The 25,099-nt window shown below is 54.3% G+C and carries 29 protein-coding genes and 2 pseudogenes; 9 read left to right on the forward strand and 22 right to left on the reverse strand.

Going from position 1 to position 25,099, the window contains the following annotated elements:
• Positions 1-43 precede the first annotated feature (43 nt).
• Complete coding sequence (locus EL26_RS02440; protein ID WP_038084083.1) at positions 44-1,066, forward strand: aldose 1-epimerase; 1,023 nt, start codon at positions 44-46, stop codon at positions 1,064-1,066.
• A gap of 33 nt (positions 1,067-1,099) precedes the next feature.
• Here EL26_RS02440 and EL26_RS25270 read toward each other — a convergent pair whose 3' ends face one another.
• Genes EL26_RS25270 through EL26_RS24845 form a run of 5 tightly spaced genes read right to left on the reverse strand, consistent with a single transcriptional unit; the run spans position 1,100 to position 3,702 of the window.
• Complete coding sequence (locus tag EL26_RS25270) at positions 1,100-1,270, reverse strand: hypothetical protein (RefSeq protein WP_161780646.1); 171 nt, start codon at positions 1,268-1,270, stop codon at positions 1,100-1,102.
• A 19-nt stretch (positions 1,271-1,289) separates the two neighbouring features.
• Positions 1,290-1,532, reverse strand: coding sequence for a helix-turn-helix domain-containing protein (locus EL26_RS26620; RefSeq protein WP_038084085.1), 243 nt, complete (start codon positions 1,530-1,532; stop codon positions 1,290-1,292).
• Complete coding sequence (locus EL26_RS02450; protein ID WP_038084087.1) at positions 1,532-2,830, reverse strand: helix-turn-helix domain-containing protein; 1,299 nt, start codon at positions 2,828-2,830, stop codon at positions 1,532-1,534. The genes EL26_RS26620 and EL26_RS02450 overlap by 1 nt, the downstream gene beginning before the upstream one ends.
• Before the next feature lie 25 nt (positions 2,831-2,855).
• Positions 2,856-3,209 (reverse strand): hypothetical protein, encoded by a 354-nt coding sequence (locus tag EL26_RS02455; RefSeq protein ID WP_038084089.1) that lies wholly within the window; start codon positions 3,207-3,209, stop codon positions 2,856-2,858.
• A complete protein-coding gene (locus tag EL26_RS24845) occupies positions 3,148-3,702 on the reverse strand; it encodes a tetratricopeptide repeat protein (protein ID WP_152559149.1) in 555 nt (184 codons plus the stop codon). Before EL26_RS24845 ends, EL26_RS02455 begins: the two co-directional genes overlap by 62 nt.
• Before the next feature lie 286 nt (positions 3,703-3,988).
• On the opposite strand from EL26_RS24845, the gene EL26_RS02460 reads away from it, so the two are divergent.
• Entirely contained in the window at positions 3,989-4,555 is a 567-nt protein-coding gene (locus EL26_RS02460; RefSeq protein WP_038084091.1) for a hypothetical protein, read from the forward strand.
• A gap of 118 nt (positions 4,556-4,673) precedes the next feature.
• A complete protein-coding gene (locus EL26_RS02465; RefSeq protein WP_038084093.1) occupies positions 4,674-4,973 on the forward strand; it encodes a hypothetical protein in 300 nt (99 codons plus the stop codon).
• A gap of 159 nt (positions 4,974-5,132) precedes the next feature.
• Here EL26_RS02465 and EL26_RS26395 read toward each other — a convergent pair whose 3' ends face one another.
• The 9 genes from EL26_RS26395 to panD form a co-directional block, all read right to left on the reverse strand.
• Complete coding sequence (locus EL26_RS26395; RefSeq protein ID WP_274518862.1) at positions 5,133-5,264, reverse strand: hypothetical protein; 132 nt, start codon at positions 5,262-5,264, stop codon at positions 5,133-5,135.
• A complete protein-coding gene (locus tag EL26_RS02470) occupies positions 5,264-6,454 on the reverse strand; it encodes a helix-turn-helix domain-containing protein (protein WP_038084095.1) in 1,191 nt (396 codons plus the stop codon). The genes EL26_RS26395 and EL26_RS02470 overlap by 1 nt, the downstream gene beginning before the upstream one ends.
• Positions 6,455-6,754: 300 nt before the next feature.
• Positions 6,755-7,447, reverse strand: a complete 693-nt coding sequence (locus tag EL26_RS02475; protein WP_038084096.1) for a hypothetical protein — start codon at positions 7,445-7,447, stop codon at positions 6,755-6,757.
• 172 nt (positions 7,448-7,619) lie between these two features.
• On the reverse strand, positions 7,620-8,117 hold the full coding sequence (locus EL26_RS02480) for an NUDIX domain-containing protein (RefSeq protein ID WP_038084097.1): 498 nt from the start codon (positions 8,115-8,117) through the stop codon (positions 7,620-7,622).
• Between the two features lie 51 nt (positions 8,118-8,168).
• Positions 8,169-9,560 carry a DJ-1/PfpI family protein gene (locus EL26_RS02485; RefSeq protein WP_038084296.1) on the reverse strand — a complete coding sequence of 464 codons (1,392 nt, stop codon included), beginning with the start codon at positions 9,558-9,560 and terminating at the stop codon, positions 8,169-8,171.
• A gap of 63 nt (positions 9,561-9,623) precedes the next feature.
• A complete protein-coding gene (locus EL26_RS25275; RefSeq protein WP_161780647.1) occupies positions 9,624-9,770 on the reverse strand; it encodes a hypothetical protein in 147 nt (48 codons plus the stop codon).
• Between the two features lie 136 nt (positions 9,771-9,906).
• Complete coding sequence (locus EL26_RS02490; RefSeq protein WP_038084098.1) at positions 9,907-10,233, reverse strand: metal-sensitive transcriptional regulator; 327 nt, start codon at positions 10,231-10,233, stop codon at positions 9,907-9,909.
• A 96-nt stretch (positions 10,234-10,329) separates the two neighbouring features.
• A complete protein-coding gene (locus tag EL26_RS02495) occupies positions 10,330-11,958 on the reverse strand; it encodes a catalase (RefSeq protein ID WP_038084099.1) in 1,629 nt (542 codons plus the stop codon).
• 137 nt (positions 11,959-12,095) lie between these two features.
• Positions 12,096-12,464, reverse strand: a complete 369-nt coding sequence (panD, locus tag EL26_RS02500) for an aspartate 1-decarboxylase (protein WP_038084101.1) — start codon at positions 12,462-12,464, stop codon at positions 12,096-12,098.
• A gap of 104 nt (positions 12,465-12,568) precedes the next feature.
• Here panD and EL26_RS02505 point away from each other — a divergent pair, with 104 nt between their 5' ends.
• Together EL26_RS02505 and EL26_RS02510 are read left to right on the forward strand one after the other, a co-directional pair.
• The gene (locus EL26_RS02505; RefSeq protein WP_052035902.1) at positions 12,569-13,462 is read left to right on the forward strand and encodes a YheC/YheD family protein; all 894 of its coding nucleotides are present in this window, start codon (positions 12,569-12,571) and stop codon (positions 13,460-13,462) included.
• Positions 13,463-13,464: 2 nt separating this feature from the next.
• Complete coding sequence (locus EL26_RS02510) at positions 13,465-14,394, forward strand: hydroxyacid dehydrogenase (RefSeq protein WP_038084103.1); 930 nt, start codon at positions 13,465-13,467, stop codon at positions 14,392-14,394.
• A 43-nt stretch (positions 14,395-14,437) separates the two neighbouring features.
• On the opposite strand, the gene EL26_RS02515 is transcribed toward EL26_RS02510, so the two are convergent.
• From EL26_RS02515 to EL26_RS02535, 5 genes are all read right to left on the reverse strand, one after another.
• Positions 14,438-15,547, reverse strand: a complete 1,110-nt coding sequence (locus tag EL26_RS02515) for an NADH-dependent flavin oxidoreductase (protein ID WP_038084106.1) — start codon at positions 15,545-15,547, stop codon at positions 14,438-14,440.
• A 115-nt stretch (positions 15,548-15,662) separates the two neighbouring features.
• Positions 15,663-16,118, reverse strand: coding sequence for a PTS sugar transporter subunit IIA (locus EL26_RS02520; protein ID WP_038084108.1), 456 nt, complete (start codon positions 16,116-16,118; stop codon positions 15,663-15,665).
• 70 nt (positions 16,119-16,188) lie between these two features.
• Positions 16,189-16,803: an AAA family ATPase gene (locus tag EL26_RS02525; RefSeq protein WP_038084110.1), complete on the reverse strand. Its 615-nt coding sequence runs from the start codon at positions 16,801-16,803 to the stop codon at positions 16,189-16,191.
• 271 nt (positions 16,804-17,074) lie between these two features.
• Positions 17,075-18,949, reverse strand: coding sequence for an ABC transporter ATP-binding protein (locus EL26_RS02530; RefSeq protein WP_038084112.1), 1,875 nt, complete (start codon positions 18,947-18,949; stop codon positions 17,075-17,077).
• 1 nt (position 18,950) lies between these two features.
• Positions 18,951-20,666 carry an ABC transporter ATP-binding protein gene (locus EL26_RS02535; RefSeq protein ID WP_038084114.1) on the reverse strand — a complete coding sequence of 572 codons (1,716 nt, stop codon included), beginning with the start codon at positions 20,664-20,666 and terminating at the stop codon, positions 18,951-18,953.
• Positions 20,667-20,819: 153 nt separating this feature from the next.
• On the opposite strand from EL26_RS02535, the pseudogene yedE reads away from it, so the two are divergent.
• Positions 20,820-22,070, forward strand: a pseudogene (gene yedE, locus EL26_RS02540) (selenium metabolism membrane protein YedE/FdhT); the annotation flags it as partial.
• Between the two features lie 77 nt (positions 22,071-22,147).
• The gene (locus EL26_RS26100; protein ID WP_274518863.1) at positions 22,148-22,327 is read left to right on the forward strand and encodes a sulfurtransferase TusA family protein; all 180 of its coding nucleotides are present in this window, start codon (positions 22,148-22,150) and stop codon (positions 22,325-22,327) included.
• An 18-nt stretch (positions 22,328-22,345) separates the two neighbouring features.
• Here the strand turns inward: EL26_RS26100 and EL26_RS02545 are convergent, their stop codons facing one another.
• Positions 22,346-22,744 carry a GNAT family N-acetyltransferase gene (locus EL26_RS02545; RefSeq protein WP_038084118.1) on the reverse strand — a complete coding sequence of 133 codons (399 nt, stop codon included), beginning with the start codon at positions 22,742-22,744 and terminating at the stop codon, positions 22,346-22,348.
• A gap of 116 nt (positions 22,745-22,860) precedes the next feature.
• Here EL26_RS02545 and EL26_RS25840 point away from each other — a divergent pair.
• Both EL26_RS25840 and EL26_RS25865 read left to right on the forward strand, forming a co-directional pair.
• Positions 22,861-23,154: pseudogene (locus EL26_RS25840) on the forward strand (DUF1284 domain-containing protein); the annotation flags it as partial.
• A 60-nt stretch (positions 23,155-23,214) separates the two neighbouring features.
• Positions 23,215-23,538, forward strand: a complete 324-nt coding sequence (locus EL26_RS25865) for a CHY zinc finger protein (protein WP_038084303.1) — start codon at positions 23,215-23,217, stop codon at positions 23,536-23,538.
• A 58-nt stretch (positions 23,539-23,596) separates the two neighbouring features.
• Here EL26_RS25865 and EL26_RS02560 read toward each other — a convergent pair whose 3' ends face one another.
• Both EL26_RS02560 and EL26_RS02565 read right to left on the reverse strand, forming a co-directional pair.
• Positions 23,597-24,433 carry a 1,4-dihydroxy-6-naphtoate synthase gene (locus EL26_RS02560; protein ID WP_038084120.1) on the reverse strand — a complete coding sequence of 279 codons (837 nt, stop codon included), beginning with the start codon at positions 24,431-24,433 and terminating at the stop codon, positions 23,597-23,599.
• Entirely contained in the window at positions 24,430-25,077 is a 648-nt protein-coding gene (locus tag EL26_RS02565) for a futalosine hydrolase (RefSeq protein WP_052035903.1), read from the reverse strand. The genes EL26_RS02560 and EL26_RS02565 overlap by 4 nt, the downstream gene beginning before the upstream one ends.
• Positions 25,078-25,099 lie beyond the last annotated feature (22 nt).

A 25,099-nucleotide genomic window follows, 5' to 3' on the forward strand; every position in this document is an offset into this window, starting at 1 on the left:
CTAACTCGAAGGTCAACATGTGAAAACAGGGGAGGACGCTTACTTGAAAAAGCAGGCTCCAACAGTCAAAAAAACGCACTTTCACGGAGAACCGGCGGTCGAGCTGTCGGTCTCTTCCTATACAGCAGTGGTCTTGCCGCACATCGGCGGGAATTTGGTGTCGTTGCGCGAGACGGAGAGGGGATACCGATTGCTTTGCGAGCCCGCGCCGGATCGGATGGAGTGGTTTCGTCAGCATCCCGTGGTTCACGGAATCCCGGTGCTGTTCCCGCCAAACCGCTATGAAGACGGGACGTTTGAGTTGGCGGGGAGGACGTATCGCTGGCCGGTCAATGATGCGGAGCACGGGAATCACATCCACGGCTTTCTGTATGATCGGGAGTGGGAGGTTTATGCGTCGGGAGTGACGGATCAGGAAGCGTTTGTGGAACTGCGCTTCGTGAATCATGCCGATGCCGCGCTGTATCGTCTGTTTCCGCATGCGTTTGAGTTTCGATTGAAGTATGTGCTGTCGGAGCGCGGGTTGGCGCAGGAGATCGCGATTGCGAATCGCGGGGATGATGCGATGCCGTGCATGCTCGGGTTTCACACGGCGCTGAACGCTCCGTTTGCGGCGGGGAGTTCGGCGCAAGACCTCGTGGTGAAAGCGACGATCGGTCAGCGGGTCGAGATGAGTGAACGGATGCTGCCGACGGGGGAGTTTGTGGAGCTTACGGGTGGGGAAGAAGAGATGAGGCGGGATGGAGTGTCGCCGTTTTTTGCGACACTGGATCATCATTACACGGCGGAAGCACAAGCGGGGCGGAATTACGTTGCGTTGATCGATACGCGGGAGCAAGTCCGGCTGGTCTACGATGCGGGAACAAAGTACAAGTACTGGATGCTCTTCAACGCCGACGCCCGAAGCGGCTACTTCTGCCCCGAGCCCCAAACCAACCTCGTCAACGCGCCAAGACTGGAGGGTCAGGTGGAGGATACCGGTTTTGTGATCTTGCAACCCTGCGAAGTCTGGAGCGAGGCCTCGCGGATTTGGGTGGAGAGTTTGAAGGCTGATTGTACGGAATGAGAAAAAGACCCCCTCGCGTGAGGCGGGTCTTTTTTAGGCTTTCGGTGCTTTTTTGCCGACGCGGTTTTTCAGGGCTTTCTTGAGGGCTGTCAGTTGTCGAGTCCCAGCAGGGCGAGCCAGCTCGTTGAGGATTTCTTGGGCAAGTCGACCGGTTATTACAGGAGGAATGAAGTTTCCATGCACGTCCATATTCTTTTTTTGCATCACTGTGTCACCTCTGAGGTCAAGCCGTTGTCACTAGTATGTCTCCCTCTGCTTTCTGTTTTAACTCGAAGATTTCGTCAAATCCGCATTTCAAAACCTCACAAATGGCTTTGGCGGCTTCCGGTCCAATGTTTCGATTCCCGTTCTCCACTTGCGAGATGAACGGGGAACTCAGACCTGACTCGTGTGCAAGTCGTCTTTGTGAAAAACCTGCTCGTATACGGCGTTGGATGAAGGCAGGGTATTTGGATTGTATTTGCATTAGATCACATGCCCCCTTCTCCTGTGAACTTGAAAACGGGTTGCCCACAGATCGGCAAGGATCTTATAGGCGAGTCCGTCTTGCTGATGCTCAGCATACATACGCGAAAGTTCAAACGCAGTTGCTTCATATTCATCAAGTGACCCCGCCAACTGAAAGCAGTCTGCGGATTGTTTGAACCGTTTGAAAGCTAGTTCCCATTGCCTGTTTTCCTTTGCAACATATGCCTCCACACGTAACGCTTCGGCATAATGATGGTGATTTTGCGGCAACAGTTGCTTGGCAAATTGACTTGCTTCCTCTGCTTTTGCAAGGTTCCCGCCTACCATCCGTGCCTTCGATAGTTCCGCAAAAGCAACTCCCGCTTCTGTCGATTGGTTGAGCTTCAGAAGTTCGTCCGCAATTCGCTCCAAGGCGAATTCTGCAAGTTCTGGTTGACCAGCGGCCGCTTGCGTGCTGGCAATCTGAAGCTCCACTTGCAACTGGTTGTAACGATTGTTCAATGCTTGTGCACAACCCAAAGCGCGTTGCGCGTATTCGGCAGACTGAATCGGCTGCTGTTGATCGAGAGAGGATTGCGCCATTTCAAGTAACAAAGTGCATTGTGACTCAAGGTCGCCGATCCGTTGAAGAGCGGTCATCGCTCTGTTGTTTGTCTCCCAAGCGGCTTGGAGATTTCCAAGGTGCTTTTGAGCTTTTGCGAACCCGATCAAGGCTGAAATCTCTACTTCATCGTCTGAAATCCCCCCTTCCTCCAAGGCTTTCAGTGTGTTGTTGAAGTGGTGTTGTGCTGTTTGCCAGTATTGTTTTTTCATTTCAATCCGTCCAAGAAGGTACTCGGCACGAGCGTAGGAGTGTCGGTCGCTGAGTTTTGATACGGGATCTGCAAGCAACGAGATCATCGTTTGCGCTTCATCCAAAATGTCTTGTTCTATTAGACAAAGGGCTCTATGAAAATGGAAGTCGGGTGTTTCCGTCAATTCAGAAAAACCTACCTCCAGTTGATCAAGAACTTGCAACGCGCTCGAAAATTTGCTTTGAGATAGTAACGTCTTCGCCATCCAAAACAGACTGACGGACTTCATGTTAAAGTGGGCGTTTTCCACAACATCAGATAAGGATACTCCAAGACGATCGACAATCGCCTGCAACAGGTGATTTGAAGGATTGCAACGACCCGACTCGATCTGGGAGATCATACTGGGAGTACAGATTCCTTTCGCAAATTCTCTTTGCGAAAGCCCCAACCTCAAACGGAAGAGGCGGATCTTCTGACCAAGTGTTATTTGGTTATTCACGATCTCATACCTCCTCGCCCCAAAACTATTCTAAAAACCTACTTAACACCTTGTGGAAACAAACGCTCTTTGCATGTAACGACTCAAATTTTGCAAATACCACAAAGGGCTTGTTCAATCCCGCCCGTTCAGCTTCCCTGTACAACTCAGCATAGGATTGCCGATCTAAATCCCCCAATCCTGTTTGCTCGTCGTAAATCAAAAACAAACCACGACCGCCGAATTTCGCAAACAGATACTTGTAGCCGAGAAGTGGTGCATATTTCTTTTTTCTTTTGGTTTTCATCCACTTCGATATTTCTTCAATCATGGCTTGCTTACTTGACTGACTCGCTTTGAGGTTGGCACTTTTCAAGTAGAACCCGTACTCGGTTTTCATGCTCAACACATTCCTCCGTTCCTAAGCACGCTAACACTTGCAGGGCTTGTTCCAACTGCGAGAGCGCTTCCTCATGCTGCGCCAAGTGCAGGTGATATTCGCCAAGCATAGCGTGGGCAAGGCCTCGTTCCAGATGCCTTGGCGGTGCAAGTTCAACTGAATGTTTCAGAAAATCATACGCATCCTCTAGCGAAAGTGAATTTCCTTCTTGCAGGTAATCTTTTAGGCACATTTGTGCGTTTGAGTTATACACCTCCGCGACCCGAACCAAGGACATGTGGGTTAGGAGATCGCCAAAATCAACAGGGGACGAATACTCAAAATCCCCTCCAAACTCTGGTTCATATCCAAATGCCGTTGCGAGTTTTCCAAGATACAGGTTCAATGCACTTTCAACCAACATCAAAAAGAGATGAGAGTTTTCGAATTGCGTCAAACCACTTAGGCTTTCGGCATGTGATTGAATGCTGGAACCCCCAATTTCCAAAATCATCACCTTCGCTTTCATAAGATTACAAACAAAAACATAAATTACGACTTCGATTTTTATAATAGATATTTAGCGTATCAGTTGTCACTTAGATGTATACGCAACATACATTTGTTGTTTATCACGAAAAGCGACAACAACTGACTCTCGTGCGAATGTTGTGCTGAGACATACGAGGGAGTAGTATCGTTTTTTCCAAATAAAAATATTTAACTTTTAACAATACACAACATGTCACGAAATGATATAATATAAAATGTTTCTATACATTTATGTGGAGGTATTCAAAATGAAAACAACAATCGTTGCTTCGATCGCACTTAGTCTCTTAACTTGCGCGGTCACCCCATCTGCATTTGGTGATGAAGTTAACAAGAGCGGTTTTAGTGCTCAGCACAAGATGACCGCCAATGAGTTAGCTCAACACCAAAAAGAACTTCAAACTGCCAATCTCCAAAGAGTCCAAGACCAAGGGTACAAGTTCGACTTCTCCAACAAAGACCCGAAACCGTCTCTCACGTCGCCGAACTGGTCTTACAGTGCTCTTTGGCCCGGTCATTACATCGACACCAATACTACCTATACAACCACAACGAACGGTGAGCAAGTCGTGGTAAAACTTGTCCAATACCCTGACCTTGCAACTTATGGAAGTTATGTTGCAAAAGCGTCTTATCAACTTGTAGGATCGAGCTATATTCAACCGTATCAAGTAACGGGAAATTATGATTCCACCAATTTCACCTTCAGTTTTTACAATGTACCTATTGGGACTTGGAGACTGCGGATTTTTAACGATACTTCGGGTTCCGGTGCTGTGAATATGGCTGGTAATGGATACGTATACTATTACTAGTGTTAGAAAAAGCAAACCTCTATATTTGATATGGAGGTTTGCTTTTTAGGTTAGTCTTTACAAGTTAACTTACATTGGTTATTATTATCGAAGCATCAAAGAAACGGAGGGACGCAAAATGGTTTTTAGAAAAGTAGTTCTTTCGATCTCCGCATGCGTGGTAGCTCTTGGATTTGGGGCTATCGCAGCTCATGCGATGGGTAGTAACAATACGACGTCTGAACAGCATAAAATGACTCCACAAGAAAACGCCGAACATTTAAGTCAAATCCAGACCATTTTCACGAAAACAGGGACTTTCGTTCGTGATGATCAGGCGAAAATCGGAGCAGATGATGTTGTTGTTTCAGATTCTTTGAACGCCAATGAAGATACGACCAAGATTGTAACAAGTTACGGGACATTTGTGCGACAATAATAAGAAAAAGAGAGCGGGAAAGTATTCCGCTCTCTTTTTTACAACCATTTTTAACCCATCATAAATGACAAAAATTTGGTGTTATTGCAAAAAACTCGTCTTGATGACGAGGCAAATATAACAACAACCCCCTCCAGGAAGACGAGGGGGCTGGATGATTTACTTGTGGAACACAGCAATCCCAGATGGTTCGATGGGAAATGTTTCTGCATTTTTGCTTATTTTTGCATCACCAAGAACCAGGGTGCCTAGCGCAACGATCAAAAACGAGGTCAGTAAAAACCGTTTCATCAAAATAACGCCTCCTCTTTAAGATACTCGCATCTAGTACTGGAAAAAATGCGGCTCTCTTCATAGTAGCGCATAGCCTTTTCTGCGTCACCCTTTAAGTAATAAAACTCCATAAGACACTTACACGACAAGTATCGAGTGTTAATGTCTAGATCATTGTTGTTTTTTACTGCCTCCGCATAGGACGGATCCCCCGATGCCGTCGTATATGCGATCTGTAGCTTCGCCCAATACTCTGGATAATCCTTACCAAGATAAGAATACTCATCCACAATACGAATGATTGTTTGATAATCCTTCAACATAAGAAGAGCTTTCGTGTATTCCTTTACAGCATGAATTAATGCACGATCAGATAAACTTGTTGATTGTATTGCTTTAGATAAGTAATTTGCAGATAATTGGTAATTTTTTGTTATATACTCGAAATGAGCGACGTTCATAAGCGAAATTCCAATCTGTTTACTATCACGCGTTTGTTCGAAAAACTCTAGCGCACGATAAGCATGTTGCCTCGCTAGTTCATAGTTTCCTCGATCTTCTTGCCACTTCATTCGAGTATATTGGGCCTTACCTAATTTATCAGGGTTATCGGCATAGCCTGTCTCTACGACTTCAAGAAGGGACTCCATATTGCTGTATTCCTTACGAATCGTGTATGTGAGCATTAGGTTTGAAGACACGAGAAGGAATAAATGATCGTCTTCGAATTGATCCTTTAGTTTATTGGCACACCCCAGTGCGCGTAACCAAGATTCGTGCGCTTCCTCGTAAAGTGCTTGCAAGTATTGGACTCTTCCTAGGTTGTTCAAGGCATATCCTAATTCCTTTGCACCTAGTGCGACTTGAACGAGCTCAGAAGCTATAGATAAGGCACGACGAAACATCGGCTTCGTCCTCTTTTTGCTATTGAAAAATTTATTGAGTTCCTCTGTTTGCTTTTTGGTATCCAATTGTTTCAACCGTGCCACCGATACCCCTAACCCCGAAGCGATTTTCTCAAGCATTTGAGGCGGAATTTCTCGCTGCCCGGATAACATTAAGCGAAGGTACTCTCGACTGATTCCCAACCTCTGCGCAAAACCTCGAATGGTGAATGCTTCACCCTTTGTATACATCAAATCAAGAATTCTGGAGGGTAAATTGAGATTTCCCTGAGAAGAATCCGTTGCGTATTCGATTGTACTCAAGGCGTCGGCCTCCTTATGTCTAAGATTTCTATGTGCAATGATAAACCGAAAGTCAAAACATGCCCACATTCAATTATATATAAAAAACTATAAATTGTATACCGTTAGTTTCCTCAATTGTGAATAGATGAAATACCTTTTGGATGCTCTAAAGACACCAATCAAACGCCCTTCCCCTCATTCAAAAGGAAAAGAATTCCCTTGGCAATTTGTACTTTAGGGAGGCTTTTCTTAGTTGGAACCCTAAAGTTTTGAATGAACAACCCTGATTTCTTGCAGTAATGAAAAGGCCCCGATCAACTAGATCGAGGCCTTTTCAGCGTATGCATGTAACTCTCTTTCATACTTTGCTCTCAGTTCATTTGATCGTTTCTCAATCCTTTGTTGCCGCTTTCTTGCGACAATATAAAGTAATACGAGAACAACAACTACAATAGAACAGAGGATGAACAATCCATAAGTAGTCGATATTTTTTTCGTTAACACAAAAGCAGCGACTAGAATCGGAGTCCCCACAAGAGCTAAGACTGCAAGTAACCCCATTAAATTAAGATATGTACTCACCATCCAGGATAAGGCTTTTATCCCCTTTTCTCGTGTAAGTCTTTCACGAATCCACACTTCTTGGGCTTCTAGATTCGATAACAGTTTATACTCATCGCCAACCCCATCAATACAGTTATCGATTTCCTTCAGTACAATCTCATTGAGTACTTTTCCTCTATATTTGATAAGGAGTTCCGAGAATTTATCCTTAAACTCTTTTTCGGTCATCAAATTTCTCTTCCTCATCTTAATGTAGATGATCGCTGGCGAATAAAATAATTCTAGTACCTCCCTTAACCGTTTATCGTCCGTATCTTGTTCTTTATGTCCAATTGAAAATATCTTCCAAAAGGCAATTGAAATGGCTACGATAACGAGTACGGCATTTTTAGTACTTGGTTCAAGTGAAGCTCCGAGAAGTTGAAAAATGTCGTAGGTTTCTTTCAAGGTAGTTCCCCCTTTCTATGTATTGTTACGAAAAAACAGACTACAAGTTTCACTTTGTATTTGTGAATTTACTGAACAAGCCGTATGAAGGACACTTTTTCAAGCATCCACCATACGGCTCATTGTTACTTCGCGTAGGAAGTATACGATCAAAGGAATCGGGTCTTTTTTTCTATTTCAGGATCAACATCCCCTGAAAGTTGCGCAGGTCTTCAAGGACGTCGAGGGTGTGTTGGTGCCAGTAGGGGTCGGGAATCGGGGGGAGCGAGTCGGGCGGGAAGAACTTGGCGTTGGTGGTTTCGTCCGTCTCCGTGACGAGGGCTCCGCTCCACGCCTCCACCCGAAACACAAACTCAAACATCTGATACCGATCGCCAAAACCGTTGGTTTGCGTGTGCTGCGGACTCGTGTACAGCGAAACCGGAACCGCTCGCTCGACCGTGAGGCCCGTTTCTTCGTACACTTCCCGTTTCAGGCAGTCGAGGATCGATTCGTCCAGCTCGATCGACCCCGCCGGCATCCCCCACGAGTTTTCACCGCGCCTGTCAATGAATAGAATCTCGCCGTGCTCGTTCTGCAAAATCGCCCGCACAGACGGCACGATCAGTTGCTGGTGCCCGACTTTTTGCCGGAGTTGCCCGACGTAGCTGTCAGCCCAAGATACGCTCATGAAGATCACCTCATGGTGCAATTCGCTGAATCCCCATAAAATTCCTGTTCCCTAGGCGGACAGTTCCGTTTTTTTCCGAGAAGCACTTCGCTTGGAGAGGAAGCGTCTGTCGATCGCCCAGGCCGTCAACACCGCCAAAAGCACCGTCAACAGCAACTCGCTGTAGGTGTCATACGGCATCGCGGAACTGCTTTCCAGATGCAAGTTCTGCCCGCGGTATTCGAATCGTTTGACTCCGTGCTTCGCCGTCATCATGTCTTCTTGCTTCGCCAACGCTTCCAACGGCTGTTCAAACACAAAGCGCTCCGGTTCATCGGCGTGCATGTATTGCAGAGACGGTTGCTTACTTTGCGCGTTGTATTTCTGAATCTCGTCGGACGCAAGCGACTTCGCCTCGATGCCCGTGACGTACATATGGTCGAGCTTCGGCGCGTCTGCGTCCGCATACGTATAGCGGGGGAGCAACGTCAAGCCGTGCTTGGTGACGACCGGCTGACGAACGCTTGCAAACGTCGAAACTTGCGTGGTGCCCGTGTCGGCAAACGCATCGAACACCGACGACATCGCCATTTCGTCCATGCCGTTGTACAGCATCACGCCCGTTTGTGTTTTGTTCCATTGGAATGCTTTGTTGAGCACGTAGGTCGAGTATTTCAGATCCACCGAGTAAGGCGCGACCACAGGGTTTTGGACGAATTGGAACGTCGGGTAGTGGATGTCGTTGGAGAGTTTCTCCGCTTCCGCCATGCCGAGTTTTTGCGAGATCACGTAGAGCACGGCGTCGATGCCGCCGGTTTGACCGCCCGACGTGACGATGTTGCCCTGCGCCACATAACGGTGATCCTTCAGCCATTCGGTGTCGGGGTACTTTTTCTGCAATTCCAAGTCGATCGCCTGCCAGTGCGACGTGGCGGATTTGCCCTTGAGCAATCCGGTGTCCGCCAAGTTGCCGGAGCCGCCGCAGATGCTGAGCAAGGTGGTTTCCCCGTGCTTTTGAATCCATTCGCGGACGGGCTGGTATCCTGCTTGATTCACAGACGGCATGTAGGGGATGACGATGATGTCCGGGCTTTTGCCAAGCAAAGCATCCAATTGCGCAAACGAGTAGTTCGGGAACAGGTCCACGCCGCCGGAGAGCGTTCTCAACTTGGTATCCGATGCTACGGAAACGACGTTGTACTTCTCCGTCATCGAGAACAACTCATACGGCATCAAAAAGTCGAAGATCTCCGTCGTGCCCACGTCCATGACCAGCGCAACCGTCGGTTTGTTCGGGTCCAATTTCGGTGGTGTGATGTCCTGCAGGTCGGCAGGCATCGGCCGGTCGTTGACATTGAAGTAAAATTCAGCCGCAGAACGCTTCATGCCATAAATACCGACCCCGCCGAGAAACACCGCCAAGATTACGAGATAGAGCACGCAGCGCATCAAGATTTTTTTCATGTTGGTTTGATCCCCTTCCAAGATAATAGGATACTCCCCTACTGTATATATCGCGTAAAAAAATTACTTCCCGTCCACGACAAGCGGCACCGTCATCAACTGCTCGTTCCCTGACGCGCTCTCTGGGAAGACGACCTTGCATCCTGCCGTCAACGTCAGGAGGGCGAACGTGCTGAACATAACTGCACTTGCGACCCATTTGAACTTCATGTTTGACAGCTCCTTCAATTTGTGAGTTCTTTGTTGTTCATAGTATACCCCCCTACAGTATAAAACGTCAACGCCCAATCACACAAAAAAAACCAAATGGGCCGCTTGGCGCATTTGGTTTCGGGTGTTGGATGGTTTATTTTTTGATCAGCTTCGCGATCGTGGTCAGCAATTCGTCGATCACTTCGGAATCGCCCTCTTGGATGCGTCGCGTGACACAGCTTCGCATGTGGCCTTCCAGCAACAGTTTGCCCACGGAGTTCAAGGCCGATTGCGCCGCCGCGATCTGGTTGAGGACATCGTCGCAGTAGGTGTCCTTTTCAATCAAGGCTTTGATGCCGCGAATTTGGCCTTCGATGCGGTTTAAGCGCGTGACGAGGTCGCCCTTCATCTTGTCGGAATGCTCCGCTTTGCGTTCGGTTGCGTGGCAGTCTTTCAGGTTTTCCTTCTGGATTTCTTCCATGCCGCATCCCTCCTTTCTTTCAGGATAGAATACCCCCTGATGGTATGTCAAGCGGATGAAAAAAGGCACCCGATGGCGGGCGCCTCTCATTTTTCCTTAATATCCGTCCGTTTTGCCGCCCAGCCCTCGGGCTTTGTCTGCCGCTTGATCTGCCGCAGCCGTGGACGTGTGGTCTTGCTTGCCATTGTTCGCCAGCGCAAGCCCTTCGAGGACGCGGCGTCCGTAATCGGCGTCGGCGTTGGTGAAGTACTCGATCATTTTTTCTTGAATGTGCGGACGGCAGACGCTGAGCGCCCCGACCAAGTTCGAGATCAGCTCTTCGCGCTCCCACTCTTCAAACGCGCGGTATGTGTCGCCCGCTTGTTGGAAGTCGTTGGCACGGTCGATTTTTTGACGGACGAGCTTCGCGTCGTACTGCGGCTCGTGGTCGCGTCCCGGCTTCGGCGCTTCTTTCAAGCCGCCGAGCGTGGACGGCTCGTAGTTGACGTGCGGGTTTTGGCCCGGCGCGCGGTCGACGCGCACTTCCATCTGACCGCCTTCCTGGTTGGTGGCGACGTGCTTTTTCGGGGCGTTGATCGGGACTTGCAGGTAGTTCGTGCCCACGCGGTGGCGCTGGGTGTCGGAGTAGGAGAACGTGCGGCCTTGCAGCAGTTTGTCGTCGGAGAAGTCCAAGCCGTCGACGAGCACGCCCGTGCCGAACGCCGCTTGTTCCACTTCCGCAAAGTAGTTCTCCGGGTTTTTGTTCAACACCATCTTGCCGACCGGCAGGAACGGAAATTGCTCGCGCGGCCAGAGCTTCGTCGGGTCGAGCGGGTCGAAGTCGAGTTCCGGGTGCTCGTCGTCGCTCATGATCTGCACGCACAACTCCCATTCCGGGCAGTCGCCGCGCTCAATCGCTTCGTAGAGGTCTTGGGTGGCGTGGCTGTAGTTCGTTTTTTGGATTTCGTCCGCTTCGCTTTGGCGCAAGTTGCGGATGCCTTGTTTGATCGGCTCCCAGTGGTATTTCACGAGCACCGCAACTCCGTCTTGGTTCACCCACTTGTAGGTGTTGACGCCGGAGCCCTGCATCTCGCGGTAGTTCGCCGGAATCCCCCACGGGGAGAATAAGAACGTGACCATGTGCGTCGCTTCCGGAGTCAACGAGAGGAAGTCAAACATGCGCTCCGGGTCGCTCAAGTTCGTCACCGGGTCGGGTCGGAAGGCGTGCACCATGTCCGGAAATTTCAACGGGTCGCGGATGAAGAACACTTTCAAGTTGTTGCCGACCAAGTCCCAGTTGCCGTCCTCCGTGTAGAATTTCACCGCAAAGCCGCGCGGGTCGCGCAACGTCTCCGGCGAGTGGCCGCCGTGCACGACGGTGGAGAAGCGCACGAAGACCGGCGTCTGCTTGCCTTTTTCCTGAAACAGTTTGGCGCGGGTGTACGTCGAGACCGGTTCGTCACCGCAAGTGCCGTACGCTTCGAAGTAGCCGTGTGCCCCCGCGCCGCGCGCGTGCACGACGCGCTCCGGGATGCGTTCGCGGTCGAAGTGCGAGATTTTTTCGAGGAAGTGGTAGTTTTCCAGCGTCACGGGGCCGCGGTTGCCGACCGTTCTGACGTTTTGGTTATCTGAAATCGGATGTCCTTGGCGGTCGGTCAGCGTTTGCTGCGTCTCGCCGTCTCCCGTGCGGGAGTCTGTCGAGCCTCCGACACCGTTGACAGAAGTTCCGTACGTTTCGTTGACCATGCGTGAGCCACCTTCCGTCTGTACGTGCTGTCGTGCTACACAGGGCATTTTTTCCAAAACCAAAGGAGGGCATACAGAAAAAAGGGGCGAACTCCGCCGCCGTTCGCCGGGAGAGTTCGCCCTCTTGCATGGCCCGCTTACATGTCGTGTTCGCGGATTTCGGTGATTTGGTTGTGTTCGTCGACGAGCACGACGCGGTGTTTGAGGGTGCCGAGCTCCGATTCGTCGTACGTCGCCATGCTCAAAATGAACACGATGTCGCCCGGTTGGAACAACCGCGCGGGCGGCCCGTTGAGGCAGATCTTGCCGGAGCCGGGGTCGGCGGGGATCGCGTACGTTTTCCAACGCGTGGCGTTGCGCAGGGACGTCACTTGCACCATCTCAAACGGGCGGATGTCCGCCGCCTCCATCAGTTTGGAGTCGATGGTGATCGAACCGACGTAGTCGAGGTCGGCTTCGGTGACGATTGCGCGGTGAATTTTGCCTTTGCACATCAACCGCTGCACGTGCGTCATCTCCTCTGGGGGCAAAAGTTGTCACTCTCAGGATATGTGACCCAATGCGTTTTCGTTATGCCCGTCATACTCTGTGGGGGAGGAGGTGGACTTCCTTGGAGAAGCGGAAGCCGGAGTTGGGAAAGTGGGGTTGCTGGCGTTTTTTTGCGAAGGTGCCGGAGATTCGGAAGTACCTTCCGTCGACGGCGGTGCTGACGGAGAGTTCGTTGCGGCGTTATCTGGAGAAGTACGGCAGCGTGTATGTGAAACCGAGCGCCGGGTGGGGCGGTCGGGGGATCACGAAAGTTTGGAAGCGTGCGGATGGCGGCTATGCGTTCGTCGTGGAACGCGGAAAAGCGGTGCACAGCGACACGATGGCACAGTTATATCGGAAGCTGCACCGTCGGCAGCGGCCGGGGATCGTGTACATCGTGCAGCAGGGGATTCAGCTGGCGAAGATCGACGGGCGGGCGTATGACATTCGGCTGATGATGATGCGCGTGCACGGACGCTGGGAGTATGTCGGCATGCTCGCCAAAGTCGCGGGCAAAAACAGCGTGATCACCAACGTGGCGAGGGGTCAAGGATACGTCGCCGACATCGACACTGCGTTGCGCAAGTCGCTCGGTCTGTCGGAAAAGAAGCGCAGTGCGTTAAAAAAAGAAATGATCGCGCTCGGGCATCGCACGGTGAAGCGGTTTGAGGATTGGAAGCACTATTCACAGATCGGGCTCGACTTGGCGGTGGACGTGAACGGGCGGCTGTGGATGATCGAAGAGAATACGGGACCGGCGCATTCGCTGTTTGCGAAGTTGAAAGACCAGCGGATGTACCGGAGGATCAAGGAAATCACGGGGATTTGGAAGAGGAGCAAAACGAAGCGGGAAGCGGGCAAAGAAAAAACGAAAGCAACGGGAAAAGCGGCTGGCAAGTCGCAAATGACAGAGGCTTCGAAACACGGCGAGTCAGCAAGAAAAGGGCCGTCTTCGTCACGAAAGGCACGGCGATAACGATGGAAGTCATCATCGCCGAAGATTTATGGGGCCCGGTGCCGGATTGGTTTTTGCAAAAATGGGCGGTGGTGTATGACCACGACCTCGGACTTGACCCGGCGCGTTTGACAGAGACCTGCTCGCAAGCCAAAGCGCTGGTCGTGCGCAACCGCACGCAGGTCAACCGCGAGCTGATCGAGCACTTGCCGAACTTGCGCGTCGTCGGACGGCTTGGCGTCGGGGTGGAGAATCTCGATCTGGACGCGCTGGCGGAGCGCGGCGTCTCTGTCGTCACGGCACGGGGTGCCAACGCGAACGCCGTTGCGGAGTATGTGATCGCAGCGCTGTTTGAGCATGCGCGGTTTTTGGGACGGTTGAGCGGCGAGACGAAACAAGGGCAGTGGAACCGCGCGTCGGGCATCGGGCGGGAGTTGCACGGCAAAACGCTCGGCTTGATCGGATTCGGCGAAATCGGGCAGCGCGTCGCCTCGCGGGCGCATGCACTCGGACTGGAGATCATCGCGTACGATCCGTTGCTCCATCCGGCGCATCCCGCCGTGCACGACGGCGGCGTCCGGCAGAAATCGCTCGCAGACGTGTGCCGGGAAGCCGACTATCTCTCGCTTCATGTCCCGCTCACCGCCAACACCCGTCATCTGATCGGCGCGGCAGAATTCGCGTCGATGAAACGGGAAGCGGTGCTGATCAACACGGCACGCGGCGGAGTCGTGGACGAGTCCGCACTTCTGCACAGCCTGCAGGAACACCCGCACCGGTTCGCCGTGCTTGATGTCCGCGAGCACGAGCCTCCGTCTCAACCGGATGCTCTCGCCCAGTTGCCCAATGTGTTGCTGACCCCGCACATCGCCGGTCTCACGCACGAGTCGCAAGCGCAGGTGACAGACCGCGTGCTCCGCGAACTGCACACCCTCTTGCAGATCGCAAAGTGAAAAAACGGCTGCTCCCTGACGCGGGAAACAGCCTTTTTTTGCGTTAGTCCTTCAATTGAAACCACTCCGGATTGCCTTGGATCATGTTCCAAAGCGGGTCGGGCAGCGTGAGGCGGGCTTGGTCTTGCTTGGTGAACGAGGTTTGAATTTCCCCCTCGCGCCCCTCGGCGACTTTCTGCACCCATTCCGGTTCGATAATCAACTCGCGGCCCAAGGCGAGCAGCTCCACGCCGGTTTGCAGCGCTTTGACCGCTTCGTCTGCGGTGAAGATGTTGCCGACGCCGATCAGCGGAACTTTGCCGCCGATGCGCTCCAGCAAGAGCTCGATGCGCGTGCGCGACTCATCCGCGCCGCGACGGGCGTTCGACCAGAAATCGTGCAGGGAGACGTGGAGGTAGTCCAATCCTTGTTCTTTGAGATGATCCATGAGGAACAACGTCTCTTCCATCGTGAGGCCCGGCGTTTCCGGCTCTTCCGGAGAGAAGCGGTAGCCGATCAGGAACGGCTCTCGGGCGTGCTCTTTCACCACGCGCTTGATCTCTTCAATGATTGCGAGCGGGAAGTTCAAGCGCTTCTCCATCGTGCCGCCCCAATGGTCTTCGCGGCGGTTGGTGAACGGAGAATAAAACTGCTGGATCAGATACCCGTTCGCTCCGTGAATCTCCACGCCGTCAAATCCGGCTTCGATCGCCCGGCGGGTCGCGTCGCCAAACGCGCGGATCAAGTCGCGAATTTCCGCGTCGGTCAACTCGCGCGGGATCGGAGAGCCTTGGTCGTCTTGGAAAGCGCTCGGCGCGACCGGTCCGTGTTCGGACGGCTGGGCTTTGCGGCCGGCGTGGACGAGTTGGATGACCGCACGGGAGCCCTGTTCCTTGATCGCGGCAGCCAGGCGGCGGAGGCTTGGCACCAGTTCGTCGCGGTTGGCTGACAACATGCCGGGGAAGCCGTCGGTCGTCACGATGCTGGCCGCCGCCGTGATCACCATGCCGACCCCGCCGGAACGTCGGGCATAATAGTCCACTTCCGCGTCGGTGACGCTGCCGTCCGGGTTGGACGAGACGATGGTCATCGGTGCCATGACCATTCGGTTTTTCAATTCGATACCGTTCGGCAGGCACACGGGTTCGAAGATCGGTCTGTACGTTTCGTTCATGAACGAAGTCTCCTTTGCTATGTAAAAATGTCTGTGTCTGTATCATACCAATCCCCAAACGGTAAAAATAGGAGCCCCGTCGCAATTTGCAGGGCTCCTGGTTGGAAGTTCGTTATTATTCGATGGTGCCGAGGAGGTTCAGGACGTCCTGCTTGGAGCTTGCTTGCAGGAGCGCCGAGCGGAAGTCTTCGCGGATGACCGTGCGGGAGAGCGTTTGGATGATCTTGAGGTGTTCACGGTCCGTGGCGGTCTCCGGAACCGCGATCAGGAAGACCAAGTTCGCCGGGAGACCGTCGAGGGAGTGCCAGTCCACGCCGGACTTGTGCATGCCGAACGCGACGCGCGGGGTTTTGACGGCGTCGGTCTTGCCGTGCGGGATCGCCACGCCGAAGCCGATGCCGGTGCTGCCGATCGCTTCGCGTTCATGGAGCGCTTGCAGGCAGCCCTCCGCGTCGTTCAGGTCGCCGGATTTGTCGAGCACGCGGACGAGCTCTTGGAGGACGTCCGCTTTGGTGGTGCCTTGGAGGTGTAGTTCGATCAGTTCCGGAGGGACGAGATCGGTGAGTTTCAAGAGTGGGAGTCCCCTTTCGTAGGTGCGGTGAAAACGGATGCGCTTTCTCCATTATAGGTCAGGGGAGGGGTCACTTCGAGTCCAGCACGAGGTCTGCGCGTTGCAGCGGTTGGACGGTTTGCAGATAATGGTCTTCCGCCGCCCAGTAACGGCGTTCGTACACGGCGAGGCGGGCCGGGTCGTTCGGGTCTTGGTGGCCGCGCGTGGAAACGCGCTGGAAGCGGGTCGAGCGCGGGCAGTCGAGGTAGAGCAGGAAGTCGTAGAAATCACGCCACTCCGCTCGTTGGAGGAACACGCCTTCGACGAGGAGGATTCCGTTCGGCGGGACCTCAAGCGGTTGGAGGGAGACGGTGCCGGTTGCGGAGTCGTACACGTCGAGCGGCAGTTGATGATCCCCGCGTGCCCAACTTTGAAAAAGGGTCTCTGCAATGCGTGCAGCGTCCCACTGCAAGTGGTAGTGTTCGTGCCATTCGTCAAAACCGCTGTTGTACCGCTTGCTGCGTTCGGTGATCAGGTCGTCGAGATGGACGACGGTGAGCGGGAGGTTGTAGAGAGCGAGTTCCGTACGCAGGGTGTCCACCAATGTGGTTTTGCCGGAACCGCTGAAGCCGTCGAGTCCAATGAGGACGCGGGACTGGGTGTTCAATTTATCAAGCAAAACGCGGTGCATCAGTTTAAATATCATGTTTTTATCTCAATCTAAAGAACGGTTGTTCCGCTTTAGATTCTCCTATGTTCTTATGATCCTCAACATCGTGATCAATCTTCTAAAACAGAAATAGACCCCCCTTGAGCTGACCGGCTTTTGGACGAGGGTCTATTTCTATCTCCAAAACTGAGAGCCGACCCCCTTGAAGGGATCAGTCGTGCAACCGTAGGTGTTACTAGCACCTGCGGTCATTTTTTATATTACGCGTTTCATGTTTTATTATTCTAGCACACGAAGCAGGGCTTCCTCAACTACCTTCGATGTTTTTGAACTGGTTGTAGAACATGTTGTAATACCGCCCCTGCTGCTCAATCAGCTCCTCATGGCTGCCTTGCTCCAAGATGTGCCCTTGATCCACGACCATGATTCGATCCGCATCGCGAATCGTGTTCAACCGGTGCGCGATGATGAAGCTCGTGCGGCCCTTCAGAATCTGCAACAGCGCCTCTTGAATGTGCAACTCCGTCCGCGTGTCGATGGAACTCGTCGCTTCGTCCAAGATCAACAGCGACGGCTTGGCGAGGATCACGCGGGCGATCGCCAGCAACTGCCGCTGCCCTTGCGAGAGGTTGCCCCCGTTCTCCGCGAGCTCCGTCTCATACCCCTTCGGCAAACGCCGGATAAAAACGTCCGCGTTCGCCATCTTCGCCGCCGCTTCCACTTCCGCGTCCGACGCATCGGGATTCCCGTACTTGATGTTCTCCTTGATCGTCCCGGAGAACAGGTACGTATCTTGCAGCACGATCCCGAAACACCTGCGCAAACTGTCCCGCGTGTACTCGCGAATGTCCCGCCCGTCCAGATAGATCGCGCCGCTCGTCACATCGTAAAACCGGGTCAGCAAGTTCACGACCGTCGTTTTGCCCGCCCCCGTCGGTCCCACCAGCGCCGTGGAAGTCCCAGCCGGAGAGTCGAAGTTGACGTTTTTCAAAATCGGCACGTCCGGGTTGTACCCGAAGCTCACGTTCTCAAACACCACGCGGCCCGCCGGATTTTTCAACTCGATGGCGTTCGGCGCATCGTCCGGCTCCTCTTGCTCGTCGAGGATCTCAAACACCCGCTCCGCCCCGGCGACGCCGGACTGCAAGACGTTGAAGATGTTCGCCAAGTCGTTCAGCGGACGAACAAATTGCCGCGAGTAGCTGAGGAAGGACGCGATCACGCCGACCGTGACCATCCCGTTCACCGCCAACACCGCGCCGACGACGGCGACGATGGTGAACCCGAGGTTGTTGATCACGTTCATGATCGGCATCAAAAACCCCGACCAGATCTGCGCTTTCAAACCGATTTCCTTCAAGTTTTGGTTGATCGCTTCAAACTCTTCAATCACTTTGTCCTCATGGTTGAACGCTTTGACCACATGCAGCCCCGTGATCGACTCCTCGATGTGCCCGTTCAGTTTGCCGAGGTGCACTTGGTTGTTTTTAAACAGCACCGCCGTGCGCTTGGCAATCGTGCGGGTGAGCAAGAACACCAGCGGAATCGTGACCACACTCGCCAGCGTCAACAGGGGAGAGAGCACCAGCATCATGATGAACGTCCCGACGATCGTGATCGCTCCCGACATCAACTGCGTCGTCGCTTGCGAGATCGTGTTGGAGACGTTGTCGATGTCGTTGGACAAGCGGCTCATCAATTCCCCGTGCGTCCGCGTATCAAAAAACGAAACGGGCAACTTCTGGAGCTTCTCAAACAACGCCCCGCGCAGCCGCTTCACGATCCGCTGCGACACGCCCGCCATCAACCATCCTTGGAAAAACGTCAGCACCGCGTCCGCAACATACGCGACGAGCAGCGTGCCGATGATCATCTCCAGCAACGTAAAATCGACGCCGCCCTGCTCCGACATCGCGTCGATCGAGCGCCCGATCAAGTACGGAGCACAGAGCGTGATCCCCGCGTCGACCAAGATCAGCACGAAGATCAGCGTCAGCAGGCTGCGCTCACGGCCGAAGTACTGCCAGAGGCGTTTGAGCGTGCCTTTGAAATTCTTCGGCTTGACGACCGGGCCGCGTCCGCGGGCGCCGAACCCGCCGGGTCCGCCCGGACCTCCGGGACGCGGAGCACCGCCAAACGGAGGGGTCGGAGTCGGTTCTTGTCGTTTCTTGGCTTCGGCCATGCTATTGCACCTCTTTCCCGATCTGGGACCGGTAGATCTGTTGGTAGACGTCGCACGTTTTCAGCAGTTCGTCGTGCGTGCCGTAGCCGACCAACTCGCCCTGATCCAAGACGACGATCAAGTCCGCGTCCATCACCGACGTGATCCGTTGCGCGATCAAGAGACACGTGAGACCCTTGGCATACGCTTTCAGCGCTTCCTTGATCTTCGCTTCCGTCGCCACGTCGACAGCGCTTGTGCTGTCGTCGAGGATGAGAATTTCCGGATTGCGCACGAGTGCGCGGGCGATGGAGACGCGCTGCTTCTGCCCGCCGGAGAGGTTGACGCCGCCTTGGCCGAGGCGGGTGTTGTACCCGTCCGGCGTCCCTGTGATAAAGTCGTGCGCCTGCGCCATTTTGGCCGCTTGCTCGACTTCCTCAAACGTCGCCCCTTCGCGGCCCCATTGGATGTTTTCGAGGATGGTGCCGGTGAACAGGGTGGTTTTTTGCGGGACGATCGCGATCTTCTCGCGGAGTTGTTTCGGTTCGAGGTCGCGGATGTCTTGACCGTCGACTTTGATCGTGCCGCCGTCCACGTCATAGAAGCGCGGCAGCAAGTTGACGAGCGAACTCTTGCCCGAACCGGTCGAGCCGATGATCCCGACGGTGTCGCCGGGGTTGCAGGTGAACGTGATGCGTTTGAGCACCGGTTCGCCTTCGTAAGAGAACGAGACGTTTTCGAACTCGATGCGTCCGTTGCCCGCCTCAACCGACTGGCCGGCATCCCACTGCATGACGTTCTCTTCGTCAAAAACTTCTCCGATCCGCACCGCCGACGCTTTGGCGCGGACGTACATGTTGAACACCATCGAGATCATCATCAGCGAGAACAAAATCTGCGTCATGTAGTTCGTAAACGCGATGATGTGCCCGACTTGCATGTTGCCTTGACTGACGCGCAAACCGCCGATCCAGAGCACCGCGACGATCCCCAAGTTGACCGTCAACATGATCAGCGGGGAAAAAACCGCCATATTCCGAATCGCCGAAACCGACTTCGTTTGGAACTCTTCGTTTGCGACGTTAAACTTCGCGACTTCATAGTCGAAGCGGTTGAACGCTTTGACCACGCGCACGCCGGAAAGGTATTCGCGCATGGAGCCGTTGACGCGGTCGAGCGCTTTTTGCACGCTTTTGAACTTCGGGAAGCCGACGCGCATGTTGATCACGATCAAGATCGCCACCACCGGCACGACGACCGCCAGCACCACCGCCAGTCTCGGGTTGAGACGCGTCGCCATCACGAGCCCGCCGAGGCAGAGCAGCGGCGCTTTGACGAAGATGCGCATCAGACCGTTGACGAACACTTGGACTTGGTTTACGTCGTTGGTCAGACGCGTGACCAGCGACGCCCGGTCGAAGCGGTCGAGGTTCGCAAACGAGAGCGATTGAATCTTGCGAAACAAGTTCGACCGCAGCTCCGTCCCGAAATTCTGCGACACATGAGAGGAGACCACGTTGCGGGTCGAAGCGGAAATCGCGCCGAGCGCCGTGATCAAGAGCATCAATCCGCCCATCTTGAAGACATAGTGCAAGTCCCCGCCCGCCACGCCGACGTCGATAATCTTCGACATGATCGTCGGCTGCATCAAGTCGCACAACGCTTCAAACAACAAGAACAAAACAGCCGTCAAAAAGGGCCGTGAGTATTTGCCCACATAAGGTTTTAAAAAGCCCATTCGCTTCTCTTCACACTCCCGCTAAAAATTTCGAGTTCCGTCACACATCTACTACTCCATTCCCCAACGAGCAACTTCATTCCTTCTTTATCCACATAGTTAAGAAGGGTTCCTACATATAGATAGTTGTGGTAGTGTCGTAAGAGAAGAACAGGCAGAAAGGAAGTAATTCATTTGCGCAGTCTTTATCAAAAAATCTTTAAAACATACTGGAATCCGTATGTCGCCATCTCGCTTGCGGGCGTGCTCAGCGCGTTGTATTTCGGCGCGACCGGCACGGTGTGGGCGGTGACCGGGGAGTTTACGCGACTCGGCGGTCACGTGCTGGAATGGTTCGGGGTGGACACCTCGAAGTGGGCGTATTTCCAACTGATCAAGATGCAAGGCTCGCCGCTTACCCGCACGGACGGCTGGATCGTGATCGGGATGCTGTTCGGGGCGTTGATCACGGTGTTGCTCAGCAACTCGTTTAAAATCCGCGTCCCGCAACAAAAACGCCGCCTCGTCCAAGGGTTCGTCGGCGGGATCATCGCCGGGTTCGGCGCGCGCTTGGCGCTCGGTTGCAATCTCGCGGCGTTCTTCTCCGGCGTGCCGCAGTTTTCGTTTCACGCGTGGCTGTTCATGCTCGCCACGGCGGTCGGGACGTACATCGGCGTGAAGATCGTCATGACCAAGTGGTGGCGCGGGAAGCCGAATTTGAAACCCGCTACGGCAACCGTCACGAAACTCCCCGTCGGGAAAAAACGCACCCTGCAACCGCTGCTCGGGTTGCTTGTCAGTGTGTTTTTTCTCGGGGTCGTGGTGTATTTTGCCCTGCAAGGCAAGAATTTGCTTGCGATTGCGGCGCTGGCGGGGCTTGGATTTGGCATTTTGATCGAGCGCGGGCAGATCTGCTTCACGTCGGCGTTTCGCGACCAGTGGATTTCCGGGCGTTCGGTGATGACCAAAGCGATCGCCGTCGGGATGATGGTGGCGACGGTGTGCACGTTCTTCTACATCCACAACGGCATGCCGGCGTTGATCAAACCGGCGGCTCCGAGCACGTTGCTCGGCGGTCTGCTGTTCGGGATCGGCATCGTCATGGCGGGCGGTTGCGAGACGGGGATGATGTACCGGATGATGGAGGGGCAAGTGCATTACCTCTTCGTCGGGATCGGGAACCTCGTCGGCGCGACGGTGCTCGCGTACGGGTGGGATCACCTCGGCATCTACAACGCGCTCACCAAGGGTTGGCAGCCGATCAACCTGCTGAAGTCGTGGGGCGAGCCGGCCGGCCTGATCGGGACGCTGGTGATGCTCGCGTGCTGGTGGCTGTTGGCGCATTGGTGGAGCCAGCATTACAAGTTCGGGCGCGGGCTGCAAGTGAAGTCTGACGTATTGACCGCGCGCAAAGCTATGAAATAGGGGAGGCGCAACTTTTGAACGACGTCCAAGCAAACTTCGTCCTCGACATCCGCGGCGAGCCGTGACCGTTCCCCGTCATCTCCACGCTGGAAGCGTTGGAAACCATGAAAGCGAACCAAATCCTGCACGTGATCGCCGACTGCCCGCAATCGTTTCAAACCGTGCCGGAAGAAGTGGTGAAGCACGGCTATGAACTGATGCGGGAGCCTGAGCGGGCAGGGCAGGATCTGCACTTTTTCATTCGTGTGTTGCGGTAAACAAAAAAGCCGTCCCGCTTAGGGATGGCTTTTTCTGTGCATCACGACTTGGGTTCGGCTTCTACGAAAATTGTTTTTTTCATAAAAAGGGACGAGTTCCGGTTCGCAAAACAGGCTGACCACGTCGATGTGAGCCAGTTCCTTCAATAAAACGGCGAGCAGCTCCTGCCCGACGGCTTGTCGGCGGTAGTCGGAGTGGACGACCACGTCTTCGATGTACGCACGCACTCGATCGTCCGTGACGGCGCGGGCAAATCCGACCAGCCGTTCCCCATCCCACACTCCGCAAGCGGGGTCGCGCTCCAACACGCGGGCGACGTCCTCGGGGGTGCGTTCCGGCCACCAGTTGACGTTTTGATAGAGTTCCAAAACTCCCTCCGGCGGGATGGGTCGTTCTCGATGCAATTTTACATCCATTGGAATTCACCTCATGCTATAGTTTAGGGAGTACATGCAGAAACAGCAAGGAGAGATGCAGGTTGCCAATCCAGTTGCGGGGACATCATTTGCTCTGTCTGCTCGGGTATCGGGGGATGGGGTATTCGGATACGTATGTGGACAATATGACGGGCGTGTATCGCAAACTGCTGGAGCATCCGGCGACGGAGTGCGAAATCGTCTCGGGGCCGGATCAGTTGTGCGCGTGCTTCCCGGCAGACGGGGAATATCACTGCGAAGATCGCAATGTGGCACAGCGGGATGCGCTGATTTTGGAGAAGTTGGGGTTGGAGAGCGGACAAGTCACGACGTGGGAAGACATTCTCGCGCGCGTGGCGAAGTCGTTGCAGCCTGATGATCTGTTGCAGATCTGCTCGACGTGTCCGTGGTTGCAATACGGGGTCTGTCAGGATGGGATTCGAATGGTGGTTGCAGGTGAACCCCTGCCGATGGTTCGCCCGAAAGTGTACGGTGTGGACGTGGATGCAGAGACGCGCTGCAAGCACTATCATTCGGACGTCGACGTGATCGCGCTGAAGTTCGGGTGCTGCGAACGCTATTACCCCTGCTACGAATGCCACCTGGAAACCGCCGACCACGAGCCCAAGCCGTGGCCGAAGTCCCGCTTTGATGAGCCCGCTGTGCTTTGCGGAGCTTGCGGGCATGAGTTGACGGTGCATGAGTACAAGTCCTGCGACTCGACGTGCCCGTCGTGCGGGGCTTCGTTCAATCCGGGGTGTCAGTTGCATTCCCATCTGTATTTCGAGGCGTAAGGAAGTATAGAAAAAGAGACCCTCCCGACAGTTCGAACTGTGAACGGGAGGGTCGTTTTTATTTCAACTTCGCCAGATCAAACTCCGGCACAAGCCCTTCTGCCGCCGCGCGGGTCAGAAGTCCGGTGATCGCTTCGTATCCTTTGTCCCCGAGGTCGCGGGTGAATTCGTTGACGTAGAGGTCGATGTGCTGTTGCGCCACTTCCGGCGAGAGCTCTTGCGCGTGGCACATGATGTAGTCCTTGGACGCTTCCGGATGCTCCCACGCATACTCGACAGACTCGCGCACCCAGCGCGTGATCGCTTCCAAATCCAGATCGCGGCGCGCCACAATCGCACCCAGCGGGATCGGCAAACCGGTGTCCGACTCCCACCAATTCCCCAAGTCGACCAGTTGCGTCAGACCGTAGTTCTGGTACGTGAAGCGCGCTTCGTGAATGACTAGTCCCGCGTCGATCTTGCCGTCGCGAACGGCCGGCATGATTTCGTGGAACGGCATGACGACGATTTCGCCGACACCGCCCGGCACGTTCTGCGCCGCCCAGAGACGGAACAGCAAGTACGCGGTGGAACGCTCGCTCGGGACGGCGACTTTTTTGCCGGAGAGGGCGGACGGGTTGCCTGCCGCCGCCGCGTCTGCGGTCAACACCAGCGGGCCGCAACCACGACCCAGTGCACCGCCGCAGGGCAGCAGCGCGTAGTTTTCCAACACCCACGGCAGCGCCGCGTAGGAAATCTTGATCACGTCCAACTCCTTCGTGGTCGCCGCCAGTCCGTTCGTGATGTCAATGTCTGCATACTTCACTTCCAATTCCGGCGCGCCGGAAATCAAACCATGCGCCCACGCGTGAAACACAAAAGTATCGTTCGGGCATGGCGAATACGCAATTTTCATCGTAGTACCTCCATCAGTGCTTTGCTTGCGGTTTCGAGTGCTGCAAATGCTTCTTTCATCTTCCAAGCCGCCCGGTTTCGCGGGCCGACGGGGTTCGAGATCGTGCGGAGTTCCAGCACGGGGATGCCGCGCTCGTGTGCGGCAAGTGCCACGCCGTAGCCTTCCATCCCTTCCGCAGACGCGCCCGGAATGCGACGCGCCAATTCCGCTGCCGTTTCCGCCGTGCCTGTGACTGTCGAGAGCGTCAAAATCGGCCCGGCGTGCACCGCCAACCCCGTTTGACGCACCGCTTCCGTGACGCGCTTCACAAGCTCTGCGTCGACGGGAACGCGGGTCTTGCCAAAGCCCAGCTCGTCCAATGAACTGAACCCGTCCGGCGTTTCCGCTCCTAAGTCAGCCGCGATTATTTCCGTGGAAATCACGACCGATCCGACGTCCGCCACGCCCACGAAGCCCCCGGCAATACCGGCGGAAATCACCAAATCATACTGTCCTGCGGCAAGCGCTTTCGTCGTGTTGATCGCCGCCTGCATCGGGCCGACGCCTGCCAACTGCACGTCAAAAACGCCCGCTTCCGCATCTGCCAGCCCGCGCAAGACCGCTTCACGTTCCGGCGAAACTGCTGTTAGAATGAGTACGCGCATCGGAGAACTCCCCTTTTCTATT

The organism is Tumebacillus flagellatus, assembly GCF_000714935.1.
Taxonomy (GTDB): Bacteria; Bacillota; Bacilli; order Tumebacillales; family Tumebacillaceae; genus Tumebacillus; species Tumebacillus flagellatus.